Source organism: Euzebya sp., from assembly GCF_964222135.1.
Taxonomy (GTDB): domain Bacteria; phylum Actinomycetota; class Nitriliruptoria; order Euzebyales; family Euzebyaceae; genus Euzebya.
The window spans coordinates 13,426-27,440 of the sequence record NZ_CAXQBR010000023.1 but is presented as its reverse complement, the minus strand read 5'-3'; the positions used below and the strand labels follow the sequence as shown (position 1 = coordinate 27,440).

The following is a 14,015-nucleotide window of genomic DNA, read 5'->3' as shown; positions in this document are numbered from 1 at the left end:
TCGGGACGCGGGCGGGGCGCCTCGCCGCAGTTCCTCGGTCTGTCATCTTTGTCTCGCGTGCCGCAACGAAGGTCACAGGCCTACACCGAGGGACCCTCCCCGCCACAGAGGTCCGTCATGTTCGTTGCGCGGGGCGGCACGAACGTGACAGACCTTGCCGGGCTTGATGTGCAGCCGACCGCGTCGCGCCGGGTGCGCTGACGCCTCAGCTGCCGGGCACGGCCGGGTTGTCGAAGTTCCGGAAGTACTGGCTGGCGGTCGGCCCGCGCTGGCCCTGGTACTTGCTGCCGAGCTCGGCGTCGCCGTAGGCGTGGGCCGCCTCGCGGTCCAGCTGGAAGAACGCGAGCTGGCCGATCTTCATCTGGGGGTAGATCGCGATGGGCAGGTTCGCGACGTTCGAGAGCTCGAGGGTCAGCCAGCCCGAGAACCCGGCGTCGACGAACCCCGCGGTGGCGTGCACGAGCAGGCCGAGGCGTCCGAGGGAGCTCTTGCCCTCGATCCTCGCGACCAGGTCGCGGGGCAGGGTGACCTTCTCGTACGTCGACCCGAGCACGAACTCGCCGGGATGGAGGATGAACGGCTGGTCGTCGGCGACGGTGACCGGGTCGGTCAGGCCCGGCTGCTCCTGGCGCACGTCGATGTAGGGGTACAGGTGGTTGTTGAACACCCGGAACTCGGCGTCCACCCGCAGGTCCACGCTCGACGGCTGGATGGCGTTCGCACCCAGCGGGTCGATGATGATGCGCCCCTGGTCGAGGGCCTCGCGGATGGACTGGTCGGACAGGATCACGCCGGTTCCCCTGGCTCGCGGGCAGGACGGTGACGGATCCTACGCGGCGCCCGTCCACACCCACATCCGCCGATTGCCCCCACCCCCGCACCCGCCTATCATCAGCCCCTCCCGCGGGTGTAGTTCAATGGTAGAACACCAGCTTCCCAAGCTGGATACGGGGGTTCGATTCCCCTCACCCGCTCCAGTCAAAAGCCCAGGTCAGAGGCCATTTCGAGCCTCATGGGCCGCAGTCCAAGACGCGCCGCGTGCCAACTTCGTGCCATAACTGCTGGCACAGAGGGCCTAGACTTCGCTGCGCGATGGCTGGGCGTGCCAGGCGACAGAGCGGCGGCTCGATCCGCCGGCTCAAGAGCGGTCGCTGGCAGGCGCGGGTCCGCGAGCGGGCGACCGGGCGGTACGTGACCCTCGGCACCTTCGTGACCAAGGCCGACGCGGACGCGGCGCTGACCACGGCGAAGCGCGACGTCCTGCACGGCGGTTTCGTCGCGCCCGAGCGCGGTCGGGTCACCCTTGCCGAGTACGCCGACGACTGGCTCGAGCACCACCCCACCCTCGCGCCGAGCACCCGGAACCTGTACCGCAACCTGCTGGACCGCCACCTGCTCCCCCATCTCGGCGGCGCTGCTCTCGGGGACATCGAGCCGACCACCATCGAGCGGTGGTACGGCACCCTGGGCACGACGACCACGCCGGGCCAGCGGGCGAAGGCGTACCGGCTGATGCGGACGGTCCTGAACCACGCGGTGAAGAACCAGCGGATCGTCCGCAACCCCTGCATGATCGACAAGGGCGGGCACGAGTCCACGCCCGAGCGGCCCGTCGCGACCATCCCGCAGGTGCTCGCCCTCGCCGAGGCGATGCCCGAGCGGTTGCGCGCGGCGGTGCTGATCGCGGCGTTCGGCAGCCTGCGGGTCGGCGAGGTGGCCGGGTTGCGTCGCGAGGACGTCGAGATGGCGACCGGCCGGGTGCGGGTGGTCCGCCAGGTCCAGCGCCTGGGCGACGGACGGATGGTGGTGAAGGAGCCGAAGGCGGGCAGCCAGCGGACGGTGACGCTGCCGCCCCAGGTGATGGAGGTGCTGGCCGAGCACCTGAAGACCTTCACCGGTCCGGATCCCGAGGACTACGTCTTCACCCGGCCGCGCGGCTCGCCCTTGCACCACCTGTACGTCAACCGGTTCTGGAGGGATGCCCGGACGGCTGTGGCGGCCGAGGACCCGACCCTCCCGAAGGACCTCCACTTCCACGACCTCCGCGGGACGGGGGCGACCCTGGCCACCGCTGAGGGGGCGTCGCTGAAGGAGGTCATGAACCGGCTCGGGCACCGCAGCACCCGGGCGGCGCTGATCTACCAGCACGCCACCGAGGACCGGGACAAGGCCATCGCCGGCCTGCTGGGGAAGGCGATCGACCAGGCGAAGGGCTGAGCCGGCGCTCATGGGTGGCGCCGCTCGATGCGCTGCGGCAAGAGGACGTAGATGGCCGGTCCTGGCCGCGTCGCCGCGCGCAGGATGGCCTCGAGGTTGTCGATGACCCTCGCGACCTGCTCGGGTCCGGTGAGGTTGCCGTGCGGCAGCGTGAAGATCTTGACCTGCCAGCGGTCGACGACCGCACGTTCCAGGGCACGCCGACGGATGCGCGCGTCGGCGGTGATGACTGCCCATTCCTCCTCACCCGCTCGTGTGAGCCACTCGACGTCGGTGATGAACTGCTCACGCTCTCCATACACATCGAAGAGCGTCCGGACGACGAGGTCGTGCTCCTGAAGAGCGGCCGACACCTGGTAGCGCCCGATGTCGCGGTCGAGCAGGAAGTCGACCACGGTGCGGGCGACTAGTTGGAAGCGACGCGGATGGCGTCCTCGAGGTCATCACGGGGGATCTGGAAGTCCTTCGCGATGTCGGCCATCCGCTCGCCCGCGCGCCACCGGGCGAGCACGGCGTCCAGCGGTGCGCGGCCGCGGACGAAGAGCGGGCGCCCGCCGGCCTGCTCGGGCCGGATCCGGAGTAGGTCGTCATCGCCGTACGGAAGGGAGAGAGCCGAGGCCAAGCCGTCGTCGCCGTACGTGATCCGCCGCAGGTAGTCACGGACGACGTCCGCAAACACCAGCTGGTTGTCGACAACCCGGGTCAGCCCAGCGAGGTCCTCAGCTGCCTCGGTGTCGACGGCGCCTGAGACCACGTAGTCGTAGAGGATCACCGCTCCATCCGAGTACAACCGACGAGAGGCGAGCGCGTGGTCGAGCCCCACCTCCTCCTCCAGGACCGGGACGGCCTGGCGGATGTGCTGCAGCGACACGCCGGCCTTGCGGAACGCCGCGAGCACCATGCCCTCCGCCAACCCGATGAACGGGATCGAAGGATGCCCACGGTCGGCCGGCAGCGCCGTGATGACAGGGTCGCCGGATACCCGTCGTCCGGGCTCGGCGTTCACCTCGTAGCCCATGGCCCACGCGCGGAACGTGCTGGAGGGCACGCGCACGTAGCGGGCCGCTTCCGCCACCGTGTACAGCGGCACGACGAACCGGACGTCGTTCACGACCTGCGACCGTGCCTCCACGGTGACCATGCTACGACCGTCCTCGCTGCGGCCAACCGGTATCCACAGGAGCTGACTGCCCGCTAGAGGTGACGGGTGGGAGGTCACCCGAAGGAGAACCGGCCGCGCGCCTCTCGAACCGAATGGGGGCCCGGTCGGGCTCAACGGGGAACAGGCTTGCGACGGTTGGCGTCGAGCCAGGTCTCGATGTCGTCGGGGTTTCGTGCTCTCGCGTCATGTACCCGCGCGTCGCGGGGAACGAGCGACCTCAGTCTTCGTGGCGCTCCCGTCCGCACCCAAGCCGCACATCCGACCGGCTCCCGCGACTGCGGCGACCGGCTGCCTGTGCATCCAGGCACGCGGTATCGGCTGATCTTCGAGGGCTCGTGTACTGCGAGGGACGTGTCCAGGTGGCGACGGTCCTGTGGGGACGCCCGGTACGTGGGTCTACCCGCCCACGCCTCGTCGCGATGGGTGGATCGGGAACAGGTCGTCGGGCATCTCCTCGTCGACGGACTCGATGCGGACGTCGTGCCCTCGACCGGGGCGGCTGCCGCCGATCTCCTCGATCAGCACGCACACCCCGGTCTGGATGTCGAGGCGGACGCGGGTGGCGGCGGGGTGGACGAAGCCGTCCGGATGACGGAGCCGCATGCCATCCGCGGCCAGGCGTTCGTCGATGAGCGCGCCGTACAGCAGCGTGCAGCAGTCACATCGCGGGTGGTACTCGCGGGTTGGTCTGAGGACGGCCTGGAGGGACTGGCGACCGTGGTGGGTGACGGAGGTGACGTCGTCGACGTCCGCCCCAACGCCGTCGTGGCCGTCGGCGAGCTCGACGGGGTCCAGCAGCGCCACCCACGTGTAGTTGTTGAACATCGGTGCGTCGTAGGCGGTCCGGGACCGGTACCCCCGCGGTGAGCGGACCAGTCCGTCGGCGTCGATCTCGATGTCGCGGTCAGCCGGTGGGGGTGGGACGGAGGACGGCTGGCCGGTCGAGGTGAGCAGCACACCGTGGTCAGGGGCCTCCTGGATGACGCGGATGAGGTCGCCGTCCAGCGTCTCGACTCTGACGAGGTCGGGGCGACGCAGCCATGCTCGGATCCCGTCGTCGTGGCGCTGGACCGTTGGGGTGCGGGTCAGCGTGAAGCGCAGCGTCGTCCACCGCCAGGGGGAGGACCTGGCGAGCGCGCGGAAGTCATCGACGGTGGGATCGATGCATCCAGGCTACGGCCCGTACGCCATGGTGGATCTCGACGGCCCGCTCTGATGGGCTGTGGGCCTAGGATTGCCCCATGGCGTTCGAGCGCATCACGGTCAGCCCGGATCGCATGGGTGGACGGCCGTGCATCCGTGACCTGCGGGTCACCGTGTCGATGGTGCTGGGGCAGTTGGCGGCTGGCCGTCCACGGAACAGCTCCTCGCCGACTACCCGTACCTCGAGCGCGAGGACGTGAGGGCCGCGCTGGAGTACGCGGCTGCGGTCGTGGACCAGCGCGACCTCCCGGTGTCCAAGCCGGCGTGAAGCTGCTGCTCGACGCCAACCTCTCGCCGAGCGTCGGACGAGTTCGCCGACGCCCTCGCGGGGGCGTGATCACCGAGGGACCGATCCTGCTGGTCCGCATGTCATACGGTGATACGCTCACCGTATGACGATGTTGAGCTTCCGGATCGACGATGCGGTCGCGCAGGACGCGCAAGCGTGGGCGGACCGGCTTGGCGTGGACCGCTCCGAGGTGCTGCGCGAAGCGCTGCGACGACACCTGCACCGACTCGCCAGTGAGGCGGACGCGCGCACCTGGGAGCAGCAGCCGTTGGGGGAGGGCGAGCGTTCCCTGGGCGAGGTCGCCGATTGGGGTCCGGCGGAGGACTGGTCGGACTGGGCCGATGCAGCGCGGTGAGATCTGGTTCGCCGCCACACCGGGCGGTGATCGACCAGTGCTGGTGCTGACCAGAGATCCCGTTGCCGACCGCATCGGGTCCGTGGTCGTGGCGGCGCTGACTCGAACCCGTCGCGGGTTGGTGTCGGAGTTGAACCTGTCCGCGGCCGACGACGGTGTGCCGAGCGACTGCGCCGTCAACTTCGACAACATCCACACGTTGCCGCGGGGGTCGCTGCGCCGTCGGGTCACCCAGCTGTCCCCGATGCGGATGGCTGAGGCGTGCGGGGCACTGGCCGCCGCGACCGGCTGCTGAGCGACCCCCAACGACGGATCGCAGAGGTGCGGTCGTCCCCCGCTTCTACACCTCCATGCTCGAGATCCTCGAGAACGGTCTGTTGGACACGCCGTACTCGGTGACCGAGGCGCCGGTGATCTTCGAGCTCGCGCAGCGGACGTCGATGGCCGGCGCCAGGTGCTCCGGCTGACCGATCAGGGCAGGGCGGTGTTCGAGATCCTCGATCGCCGTTCGGCCGAGCAGGTCGCAGCCCTACCTGCCCGGTTCCCAGGGCTGCCGGCGGCGCACCACGAGGACCAGAGCCGCGACCCCCGCGCCGAGTGCTGCCCCGATGGTGTTGGCGAGCCAATCGCCGGTCGAGCACGATCGCCCGAGGGCCGGGACGACGGCTTGGATCAGCTCGATCAGGCATGAGAGGGCGCTCGCGCCGAGCGCGACGCGCAGGGGTCGTCGGCTGGCGACGCCGAAGATGAGCCCTGCCGGGACGACGAGGACCACGTTCGCCATGAGCTCGACGGCCCCCAGCGTCGGCAACGCCCACTCGATCGCGCAGCCGACCGCGAGGTCGCGGTCCGTGGGGACGAGGGTGAGGGCGAGGACGGGGAGGGTGCTCGCCAGGCCGAGCCACACCGCCAGCCGGGGTCGCCCGACGAGCGCGTACCCGACGAGAGGGCCGATGACGATCAGCGCGCCGAGCGCAGCGGTCGTGAGCCAGGGGTGCTCGACCAGGAACGTGGTGATCACCCGGTCACGCTAGTACCCGAGCCCGGCTACCCCTGTCACCCGGAGGGGCGCAGCTCAGCGCGCCACGACGGTGCCCTCCATCCCGGCGGTGCGGTGGCCCCCGATCCCGCACCAGTAGCGGTAGGTGCCGGGCTCGAGGTCGATGACCGCGACGTACCGACCCGGGGACGACGCCTGCAGGACGGGGCGTCCGTCGTCGTGCCCCTCCAGGACCACGTTGTGCGCAGGACCGTCGGATGGCATCTCCAGCGCGACGGATGCCGATCCAGCAGGGAGGACCCGCGGGGCTCGGGTGAAGGCGACCCCCTCGGCCGTCCAGGTGCCGTCCACCTCGGTGGCGGGGTCCTCGGTGCCGATGACCTCGGACAGGGGCGACGTGACGTCGGCGAATCCCCCGCCGCCGACGAACCACCCCGTCAGCAGTGCGCCGACGACGAGCAGGGCGAGGCCCTGGGCTACGCGCTGGGGGCGTCGACCACGATCAGCCGCACCCGCCTGCCGGTCGTCCCCCTCCATCCGCGCTCCCTCGGATCGTCTGCACGCAGGCTACCGACGGTCTCGGGCACGGGAGCCAGACCTCCAGGCGCCCCAGCACGACCGCCTGACCCACGCCGTCGAACGCCCACCCCGCCCACGTCGCGGCACCGACCCGACCGCGAGGACGGCCACCAGCCAGGCCGGCCGGCCCGCAGCGTCCGGCCCCGTCGCGACGCCACGATCCGTCCCGTCACCGCGCACGCGCCGCCGCCACCGCGGCGGTCTGCAGGTCGTGCGAGTCCACCCCCGAGATGGTCGAGCATGCGCGGGATCGTGCCCTCCCGCAGCTCGCAGGCGGCGGCGACCACGTCCGCGCCGGTCAGGGACCCGCCCCGGCGGCGAGACCCACCCCGTCGCCCACCCCGTCCGGGGCGTCGAGGGCCGCGAGCAGCTGGTGCTCGGCATCTGGTTCGTCCAAGCCGAGGGCCACGGCCTCCTGCTCGGCGGCCTCCAACAGATCCTTCACCGCCCGCATGCGCTGCAGCAGTCGTCGCATCACCCATCGACCTCCTCATCGTGACGGGCCGCCCGTCTGAGCCGCGTCGCGTGCTTCCGGTGTGCCGCCTGGGCGCTGACGCCCAGGGCCTCGCCCACCTGCGCCCAGGTCCAGCCCCGCTGGACCGCGACGCGCACCGCGCGGACCTCGAGCGTTCCCGCGAGCCGACGCAGGGCCACGACGGCGGCCAGCGCGGCCACGGGGTCGTCCGGTGCCGGGACGGTGATCCTGGTCGGGAGCTTCGACGTCAACATGTGTTGATGCCGGACGTGTGGGTGCGTGGGGGCCGTGGATCCACGACCCGGACGGTGGGGGGTCACCGTCCGGGCGGGCTGACCGCTACGCGCTCGCGGCTGCGGCGAGCGTGGCGTCGCAGATCGCGCCCTCGCCTCCCAGCGCGATGACCTCGGCGGGGTCCAGCCGGGCGATCTCGTCCAGGACGACGGTCGGCACGTACTGGTCGTCCCCGGGGCCGATCCGGGCGCGGAGGTGGCGCGGCTGGGCGCAGTGGGCGCGCGCCCCCTCGCCCCCTCCGCCGATGGCGCACCGGTCCTCGCCGACCCGGACGGCGGGGAGTTCGCGCTGCGGACGACCTGACCCGCGTCAGGTTGGGCCGGCGACGAGGCACGGCGCACCGGCCAGCGACCCGCTGGGTGCGACCCGACGCTGCCACGGCTGGTTCACCCCGCGGTCCGCCACGAGGCCGTGCCCTCAGATGGCCGGCGTCCGCCTCGCCGGCTGTGTGGGGGAAGGCTGAGCGGGTCAGGACAGGCCGGCCAGGTTCGTCAGCATCACCGCGAGCAGGTGGTCGCGATCGGCGTCGTCGATCCGGTCGTCGTCGACCTGGAGGGTCAGCCACACCCCGTCGACCAGGACGCGGGTCTCCGACAGGACCTGCCCGTCGCTCGGGAACCGGATGCGCGTCCGCAACCCGGTGTACGGGCCGACCGGTACCTCCTCGACCGACACGACCTCGGTGCGCTCCGACCCGCCGTCCCGGAGGGAGTTCTCGTAGGTCGTGCACGCCCGGTAGGCGTCGACGACCTGGCGCTCTAGCGCCTCACCGTCCCCGACGACCTCGACGGCCGACGCGCCGATGGCGTTCCCCGACCCGCTCTCGTCGAAGTGGAACCGCTGGGCGGCCGCGCCGAACAGCGCCGGGTCCAGCTCGCGCTGGCACACGTCGAACAGGGCGGCGGGGTGCCCGAGGGAGTCCGGGCGTGCGAAGCCGGTGTCCTCCGTCTCGATCCAGCCGCCGTCGTCCGGCAGGTCGCCGACGTCGAACAGGGCACCGGCCAGCACGTCGGGATCGGACAGGTCCACCGACTCCGGGAGCTCGGCGGCCGCCACCTCCTCGAGCGGGGGCACCGCGCCGCCCTCGTCCCCCAGCGCCAGGACCGCGCCGACCGCTCCGAGGACGAGCACGGCGAGGCCGAGCGCCGCCCACGCCACCCGTCGTCCCCGGCCGATCCGCGTCGCGACGGCGGGACCCCCGGAGGGGCCGACGGCCGGTGCGGCTCCGCCGCCCGCGAGGCGGTCGGCCACCTGCCGCAGGTGCGCGGCGACGAGGGCCAGATCCTGCGGGCGCGCGGCGGGGTCCTTCTGCATCAGCGCGGCGACGACCTCGGCGACCTCGGGCGGATGCCCGGCGGCGCGCAGGTCCGGGGGCGGCTGCAGGGCGATCCGGGACAGCAGCGCCATCACGTTGTCCTCGGCACCCGGCAGGTACGGCGGGTGCCCGAGCGCCAGCGTCGCCAGGGTCGAGCCCAGGCTGTAGGCGTCCCCCGCCGGGGTCGCGGGCTTGCCGTCGATCTGCTCGGGCGGGGCGTGCAGCAGGCTGGCGGTGACCTTGCCGCCCGTCGCGGTCTCGTCGACCAGCCGCGCGATGCCGAAGTCCGACAGCTTCGGCACGCCGGTCGACGACACCAGCACGTTGGCCGGCTTGACGTCCCGGTGCAGGACGCCCGACCGGTGCGCCGTGGCCAGCGCGTCGGCCAGGTCGGCACCGAGGCGCAGCAGGGCGACGGGGTCCGGTCGCTCGCCCGCGTCCAGCCGATCCTGGAGGGTGCCGCCGGACTCGTGGCTCATCACCAGGTACGGCCGCCCGTCGTCGGTGGTCCCCGCGGAGTGGACGGTCACGATGTTCGGGTGCCCGTCGACCTGCCCCAGCGCACGGCACTCCCGCTCGAAGGCCCGCACGGCATCGGCGTCCCCGTGCAGCGTGGTGAGCACCTTCACCGCCACCACGCGGTCGAAGGGGTCCTCGACGGCGCGGAAGACCTCGGCGAAGCCGCCGACGCCGATCCGCTGGAGGTCCCTCAGTCCGGGGATCGACGGTGCGGGCATCAGGCGGGAGTCTCCCCCGTCCCGTCACCTCTCGATCCGTCCACCTGGCCGGGTCGTTAGCCTCGGGTCGATGCGACTGCCTCACGACGGTCAGCGGCGACGACCGGTCCTGCTGGCCGTCCTCCTCGCCGTCCTACTGGGCGCGTGCGGGTCGTCCGGGGCGACGAGCGCGCCGAACGCCACCGCGCGCTGCGACGCACCCGAGCTCCCCCCGGTGCAGTTCGGCAGCCACCTGATCGGCGACGCCGAGCCGCCGGTCCCCTACTCCTCGGTGCCACCGTCGTCGGGGTGGCATGCCTCGGGCGCCCTCGACATCACCGCCTACCCGCCGTCGAACCCGCTCAGCGAGCCGCAGCAGGTCAGCGTCCTCGAGGCCGGGGCGGTCGTGGTCACCTACCGCGGGCTCACCGACGACGACGTGGCGACCCTGGTCGAGCACGTCCAGACCGCGCACCCCGGACAAGCCGCGACGACGCCGTACGACCGGCTCGACGACGGGCAGGTCGCGCTCGCCGGCTGGGGCGTGGTGCAGCGCTGCCACGGGGTCGACCTCGACTCCATCGACGCGTTCGTCGCCGCCTACGCCGTGGAGGACCCGTTCGTGCCCGGCACCGACCGCACACCGCGACCGCGGGTCAGTCCCGGGGCCGACTGACCCGCCCGCGCTCAGCTGGAGGGTGCGCTCGTGGGATCGAGGAGCGCCCGCGTGGCGACGGTGAACGGGACGGGATCGGCGAGGATCGCGGTGAGGTCCGCCGCGGGGACCGGGCGGCCGAACAGGAACCCCTGGCCCAGGTCGCAGCCGAAGCTGCGGACCTGTCGGGCCTGCCCGCTGGTCTCGATGCCCTCGGCCACCGTGGCGAGGGCCAGGGCCCGGGCGATGCCGACGACCCCCCGGGCGATCACGTCAGCGCGGTCATCGTCGCCGAACCGCTCGACGAACACCCGGTCGATCTTCAACAGGTCGACCCGGAAGCGGTGCAGGTGGCCGAGGGAGGACTCACCGGTGCCGAAGTCGTCGATCGCGAGGCGGACGCCCATCTCGCGGAGCGTCGCGAGGTGGTCGGCCACCGCGTCGATGTCGGCGACGAGCGCCGTCTCGGTGATCTCCAGGTGGACCGACCTGGCCGGCACGCCCGTCCGCGCCAGCAGCACGCGCAGGTGGTCGACCACCCCTGGGTCGCCCAGGTCGAGCGCCGACACGTTCACGGCCAGCACGAAGTCGTCGTCGGCCTGGCCCGCCGACCGCCAGCCCGCAAGCTGGTCGCACGCCTCGGCCAGCACCCACCGGGTGATCACCTGGATGCAGCCGTAGGCCTCGGCCGCGGCGATGAACTCCGCCGGCGGCACGGTGCCGCGGGCCGGGTGCTCCCAGCGGACCAGCGCCTCGACGCCGGCGAGGTGGCCGCTCCGCAGGTCGACGACCGGCTGGTACACGAGCCGCAGCTGCCCCCCCTCCACCGCGGCGGCCATCTCGGCGCAGAACCGCCGCGAGGTGCGCTGGTGGCGGACCGAGGCGAGGGAGTGGCCGGACAGGTAGGCGGTCAGCTGGCCGATCAGCACGAAGCCCACCAGGCGGGTCACCCAGTTCGCGGCGGCCTGCCCAGCGCCGGTCGCAGCCTCCAGCGGCGTGAGCGGACCGGCGAGGAGACCGGCGAGCAGGGCGACGGCGAGCGCGCCACGCGCGCGGAACCGGAACGCGGCCAGGATCACGGGGACGTAGAACAGGTGCGGGACGGCGGTCTTCGATCCCCCGGCCGCGTACGTGCCCACCCAGGCGACCGCGACCACCCCGAGGATGACGGTCCACGCCACCCCGGTGTCGCCGGTCGTGACGGCGTCGGAGGTGCCGGGATCGCGCACCCGTGGTGCGCGGGTCGGGCGGGGTCCGGGCATGGCACCTCTCGATCGGCACGTGCAGGGCCTGGCTGAGCGGCCACGCTGCGGCGACATGTCCGGATGGCCAGGCCAACACTGGAAGAACGGGTCGCGTCGTGCAGGAGCGAGGCCTCGCAGGGGCGAACTGCACCGGTGGACACCGTGTTCGCCACCGACCCCGAGGAGCCGTCGATGTCCCCAACCCTCCGCCGCCCCGTGCCGCTCGTGGCACTGCTCGTCCTGTGCCTGGCCGCCGCCCTGGCGCTGACCGCCCCACCCGCCGACGCCCAGCCCGCGTGGGCGCCGGCCGACTCGGCCACCATCCACCCCGGCACCCAGACCTACACCGAGGGTGCGCAGTGCACCGCCAACTTCGTGTTCACCGGCGGCGGTGAGGTCTACATCGGCCAGGCCGCCCACTGCTCTGGCACCGGCGGGCAGACCGAGACCGACGGCTGCCTGGCCGGGTCCCTCCCCCTCGGGACGCCCGTGGAGATCGACGGCGCGTCGCGGCCCGGCACGTTGGCCTACAACTCCTGGCTCGCCATGCAGCAGGCGGGCGAGACCGATCCGGACGCCTGCGCGTACAACGACTTCGCGCTCGTCCGCGTCCACCCGGACGACCACGACCTGGTCAACCCCTCCCTCCCCGTCATCGGTGGTCCGGTCGGCCTCAACACCGACGGCACCGCCGCCGGCGAGCTGATGCACTCCTTCGGCAACTCGAGCCTGCGCCTCGGCATCGAGACCCTGAGCCCCAAGCTGGCGGTGTCCCTCGGCACCTCCGGCGGCGGCTGGACCCACACCCACTACGCGGTCAGCCCCGGCATCCCCGGTGACTCCGGGTCCGGCTTCCTCGACGACGAGGGGAACGCCGTCGGCGTGCTGTCCACCCTGGCCATCGCGCCCCTCCCCGCCTCGAACAACGCGAGCGACCTGAGCCGCTCGGTCAGCTACATGGAGGCCCACGGTGGCCCGCAGGTCGACCTCGCCCTCGGGACCGAGCCGTTCACCCCGCTGATCGTCGGCGGTGGCCTGCCAGCCCTCCCCGGACTCGGCTAGCAGCCCTCCGCCAGCCGACCGACGACGTCCCGACCCACGACCTGGGTCGGGACGTCGCACGTGCGGGGCCGATCAGATCCCGATGACGCTGCCGGTCGTCAGCCCCGCCAGCCCCCAGACCCCGAGGGCCAGGCCGAGCACCACCTTCACGTACGCCGACCGGATGGCCGGGGCCTTCTCCGGGGTGCCGTCCTCGTCGACCGGCTGGCCGGGGAACACCCCGTCACGTCGGTAGGCGAGGAGCGCCAGGCCGGTGCCGAACGCCATGGCGGCACCGACGGCGAGCAGCACCCAGTTGGCCACGTCGGCCCAGGTCTCCGGGGTCATGCCCCCACGCTAACCGTCCTCGTCGGGACCGGCCGTCCCCACGCCGACCCCGACGGGCTCGCGCGGTGCGGGCTGGGCGGGGGGAGGGGTGGGCACGGTCCGGCGCGACCGGACGACCGCCCGCCAGATCCCGAAGGCGACCAGACCGATCACCAGGAACGGGGCGATGAACGTGGCGGCGATGATGAGCGCGCCGACGGTGGTGATGAAGGTGTCGACCGCGTCCTCGATGTAGGGCGTCAACCCGCCGGGCTCCTCGATCGGCTCGACGTCGGTGGGCTCCGCACCGCGCTCGTGGATCTGGACGGTCAGGGTCGAGAAGGCGCTCCGGTCCCCCAGCAGGTTGAGGCGGCCGGTGATCTGCTCGATCTGGGCCTGGATGTCGTCGAGCTGCTGCTGCACGGCGATCGCGTCGGTGACGCCGGCGGCCTCCTCGAGCAGCCCGAGGTAGAAGCGCTCCTGGGCCTGCAGGTTGCGGCGGCGCGACTCGAGGTCGGTGTACTCCGCGGTGACGTCCTGGCTGGTGATGTTCCGGTCGACGACGGTGCCGGCGTCGCCGAGGGAGGTGAGGAGGTCCTCGAAGTTCCGGACTGGGATGCGGATCGTGACCTGGCCGCGGGTGAGGGTCTCGTCGTCCGGCCCCTCTTCGGTGGAGGACGACGTCCCGGACACGTGGCCGCCGAGGGCCTGGGCGCGGGCGACGATCTGGCCGAAGGCGCTGTCGAAGTCGCCGGGCTCGACCTCGACGGTGACCGTCCCCTCCTTGATGATCCTCTCGCCGGTCGTGGCCGTGTCCGGCGGCAGGACGGGCGCCGCGTCGGCCCCGTCGTCACCCTCTGCGGTGGGCGCCGGGGCATCCTGGCCGTCGGCTGCCTCGCCGGCGGCGAGCCCCACCTCGCGGTCCTCGGCGGCGTCGTCGCCGTCGGCTGCCTGCTCGACCGCGGTGGCGGCCGCCTCGACCTCGTCGGTCGCGGCGCTGTCATCGCCGGAGTCGCTCGCGCTGCAGGCGGCCACGGCGAGCGCCAGCAGCAGGGCCACGACGAGCAGCCGCCGGGCGGGTGGGGCGGGGCGGGGGTGCGCGGTCATGTCGGATCCCTTCGGGCGTCGGTGCGGATGTGCGCG

The 14,015-nt window shown here is 72.6% G+C and carries 18 protein-coding genes, 1 tRNA gene and 1 pseudogene; 8 read left to right on the top strand and 12 right to left on the bottom strand.

Annotated features, from left to right (window positions below):
• Nucleotides 1–205 precede the first annotated feature (205 nt).
• The gene (gene dcd / locus ACEQ2X_RS06220) at nt 206–790 is read right to left on the bottom strand and encodes a dCTP deaminase (protein ID WP_370324927.1); all 585 of its coding nucleotides are present in this window, start codon (nt 788–790) and stop codon (nt 206–208) included.
• 113 nt (nt 791–903) lie between these two features.
• Here dcd and ACEQ2X_RS06215 point away from each other — a divergent pair.
• A tRNA-Gly gene (locus tag ACEQ2X_RS06215) sits at nt 904–977 on the top strand.
• 115 nt (nt 978–1,092) lie between these two features.
• Nucleotides 1,093–2,217, top strand: coding sequence for a tyrosine-type recombinase/integrase (locus ACEQ2X_RS06210; RefSeq protein ID WP_370324926.1), 1,125 nt, complete (start codon nt 1,093–1,095; stop codon nt 2,215–2,217).
• A gap of 8 nt (nt 2,218–2,225) precedes the next feature.
• On the opposite strand, the gene ACEQ2X_RS06205 is transcribed toward ACEQ2X_RS06210, so the two are convergent.
• The 3 genes from ACEQ2X_RS06205 to ACEQ2X_RS06195 form a co-directional block, all read right to left on the bottom strand.
• Nucleotides 2,226–2,612 carry a hypothetical protein gene (locus tag ACEQ2X_RS06205; protein WP_370324925.1) on the bottom strand — a complete coding sequence of 129 codons (387 nt, stop codon included), beginning with the start codon at nt 2,610–2,612 and terminating at the stop codon, nt 2,226–2,228.
• 11 nt (nt 2,613–2,623) lie between these two features.
• Nucleotides 2,624–3,349 (bottom strand): DUF433 domain-containing protein, encoded by a 726-nt coding sequence (locus ACEQ2X_RS06200; RefSeq protein ID WP_370324924.1) that lies wholly within the window; start codon nt 3,347–3,349, stop codon nt 2,624–2,626.
• A gap of 426 nt (nt 3,350–3,775) precedes the next feature.
• Nucleotides 3,776–4,336: a hypothetical protein gene (locus ACEQ2X_RS06195; protein WP_370324923.1), complete on the bottom strand. Its 561-nt coding sequence runs from the start codon at nt 4,334–4,336 to the stop codon at nt 3,776–3,778.
• Between the two features lie 284 nt (nt 4,337–4,620).
• On the opposite strand from ACEQ2X_RS06195, the pseudogene ACEQ2X_RS06190 reads away from it, so the two are divergent.
• The 3 genes and pseudogenes from ACEQ2X_RS06190 (at nt 4,621) to ACEQ2X_RS06180 (ending at nt 5,521) form a co-directional block, all read left to right on the top strand.
• A pseudogene (locus ACEQ2X_RS06190) lies at nt 4,621–4,850 on the top strand (DUF433 domain-containing protein).
• Between the two features lie 124 nt (nt 4,851–4,974).
• Nucleotides 4,975–5,226: a ribbon-helix-helix protein, CopG family gene (locus ACEQ2X_RS06185; protein WP_370324922.1), complete on the top strand. Its 252-nt coding sequence runs from the start codon at nt 4,975–4,977 to the stop codon at nt 5,224–5,226.
• Entirely contained in the window at nt 5,213–5,521 is a 309-nt protein-coding gene (locus tag ACEQ2X_RS06180; protein ID WP_370324921.1) for a type II toxin-antitoxin system PemK/MazF family toxin, read from the top strand. Before ACEQ2X_RS06185 ends, ACEQ2X_RS06180 begins: the two co-directional genes overlap by 14 nt.
• 234 nt (nt 5,522–5,755) lie before the next feature.
• Here ACEQ2X_RS06180 and ACEQ2X_RS06175 read toward each other — a convergent pair whose 3' ends face one another.
• The 4 genes from ACEQ2X_RS06175 to ACEQ2X_RS06160 all read right to left on the bottom strand — a co-directional run bounded on the left by ACEQ2X_RS06175 (nt 5,756) and on the right by ACEQ2X_RS06160 (nt 7,534).
• Entirely contained in the window at nt 5,756–6,247 is a 492-nt protein-coding gene (locus ACEQ2X_RS06175; protein ID WP_370324920.1) for a VanZ family protein, read from the bottom strand.
• A gap of 54 nt (nt 6,248–6,301) precedes the next feature.
• Complete coding sequence (locus ACEQ2X_RS06170; RefSeq protein WP_370324919.1) at nt 6,302–6,763, bottom strand: hypothetical protein; 462 nt, start codon at nt 6,761–6,763, stop codon at nt 6,302–6,304.
• A 340-nt stretch (nt 6,764–7,103) separates the two neighbouring features.
• Entirely contained in the window at nt 7,104–7,280 is a 177-nt protein-coding gene (locus ACEQ2X_RS06165; RefSeq protein WP_370324918.1) for a hypothetical protein, read from the bottom strand.
• A complete protein-coding gene (locus tag ACEQ2X_RS06160) occupies nt 7,280–7,534 on the bottom strand; it encodes a helix-turn-helix domain-containing protein (RefSeq protein WP_370324917.1) in 255 nt (84 codons plus the stop codon). Before ACEQ2X_RS06160 ends, ACEQ2X_RS06165 begins: the two co-directional genes overlap by 1 nt.
• Before the next feature lie 235 nt (nt 7,535–7,769).
• Between ACEQ2X_RS06160 and ACEQ2X_RS06155 the strand changes: the two genes are divergently transcribed.
• Nucleotides 7,770–7,877, top strand: a complete 108-nt coding sequence (locus ACEQ2X_RS06155; protein WP_372530544.1) for a hypothetical protein — start codon at nt 7,770–7,772, stop codon at nt 7,875–7,877.
• 165 nt (nt 7,878–8,042) lie between these two features.
• Here ACEQ2X_RS06155 and ACEQ2X_RS06150 read toward each other — a convergent pair whose 3' ends face one another.
• The gene (locus ACEQ2X_RS06150) at nt 8,043–9,626 is read right to left on the bottom strand and encodes a serine/threonine-protein kinase (protein ID WP_370324915.1); all 1,584 of its coding nucleotides are present in this window, start codon (nt 9,624–9,626) and stop codon (nt 8,043–8,045) included.
• A 70-nt stretch (nt 9,627–9,696) separates the two neighbouring features.
• Here ACEQ2X_RS06150 and ACEQ2X_RS06145 point away from each other — a divergent pair, with 70 nt between their 5' ends.
• On the top strand, nt 9,697–10,281 hold the full coding sequence (locus ACEQ2X_RS06145) for a DUF3105 domain-containing protein (protein WP_370324914.1): 585 nt from the start codon (nt 9,697–9,699) through the stop codon (nt 10,279–10,281).
• A gap of 11 nt (nt 10,282–10,292) precedes the next feature.
• Here the strand turns inward: ACEQ2X_RS06145 and ACEQ2X_RS06140 are convergent, their stop codons facing one another.
• Nucleotides 10,293–11,522 carry an EAL domain-containing protein gene (locus tag ACEQ2X_RS06140; protein WP_370324913.1) on the bottom strand — a complete coding sequence of 410 codons (1,230 nt, stop codon included), beginning with the start codon at nt 11,520–11,522 and terminating at the stop codon, nt 10,293–10,295.
• Between the two features lie 174 nt (nt 11,523–11,696).
• On the opposite strand from ACEQ2X_RS06140, the gene ACEQ2X_RS06135 reads away from it, so the two are divergent.
• Nucleotides 11,697–12,566, top strand: coding sequence for a serine protease (locus tag ACEQ2X_RS06135; RefSeq protein ID WP_370324912.1), 870 nt, complete (start codon nt 11,697–11,699; stop codon nt 12,564–12,566).
• A 72-nt stretch (nt 12,567–12,638) separates the two neighbouring features.
• Here ACEQ2X_RS06135 and ACEQ2X_RS06130 read toward each other — a convergent pair whose 3' ends face one another.
• Nucleotides 12,639–12,893, bottom strand: coding sequence for a hypothetical protein (locus ACEQ2X_RS06130; RefSeq protein ID WP_370324911.1), 255 nt, complete (start codon nt 12,891–12,893; stop codon nt 12,639–12,641).
• Between the two features lie 9 nt (nt 12,894–12,902).
• Nucleotides 12,903–13,979: a DUF4349 domain-containing protein gene (locus tag ACEQ2X_RS06125; protein WP_370324910.1), complete on the bottom strand. Its 1,077-nt coding sequence runs from the start codon at nt 13,977–13,979 to the stop codon at nt 12,903–12,905.
• Nucleotides 13,980–14,015: the final 36 nt, after the last annotated feature.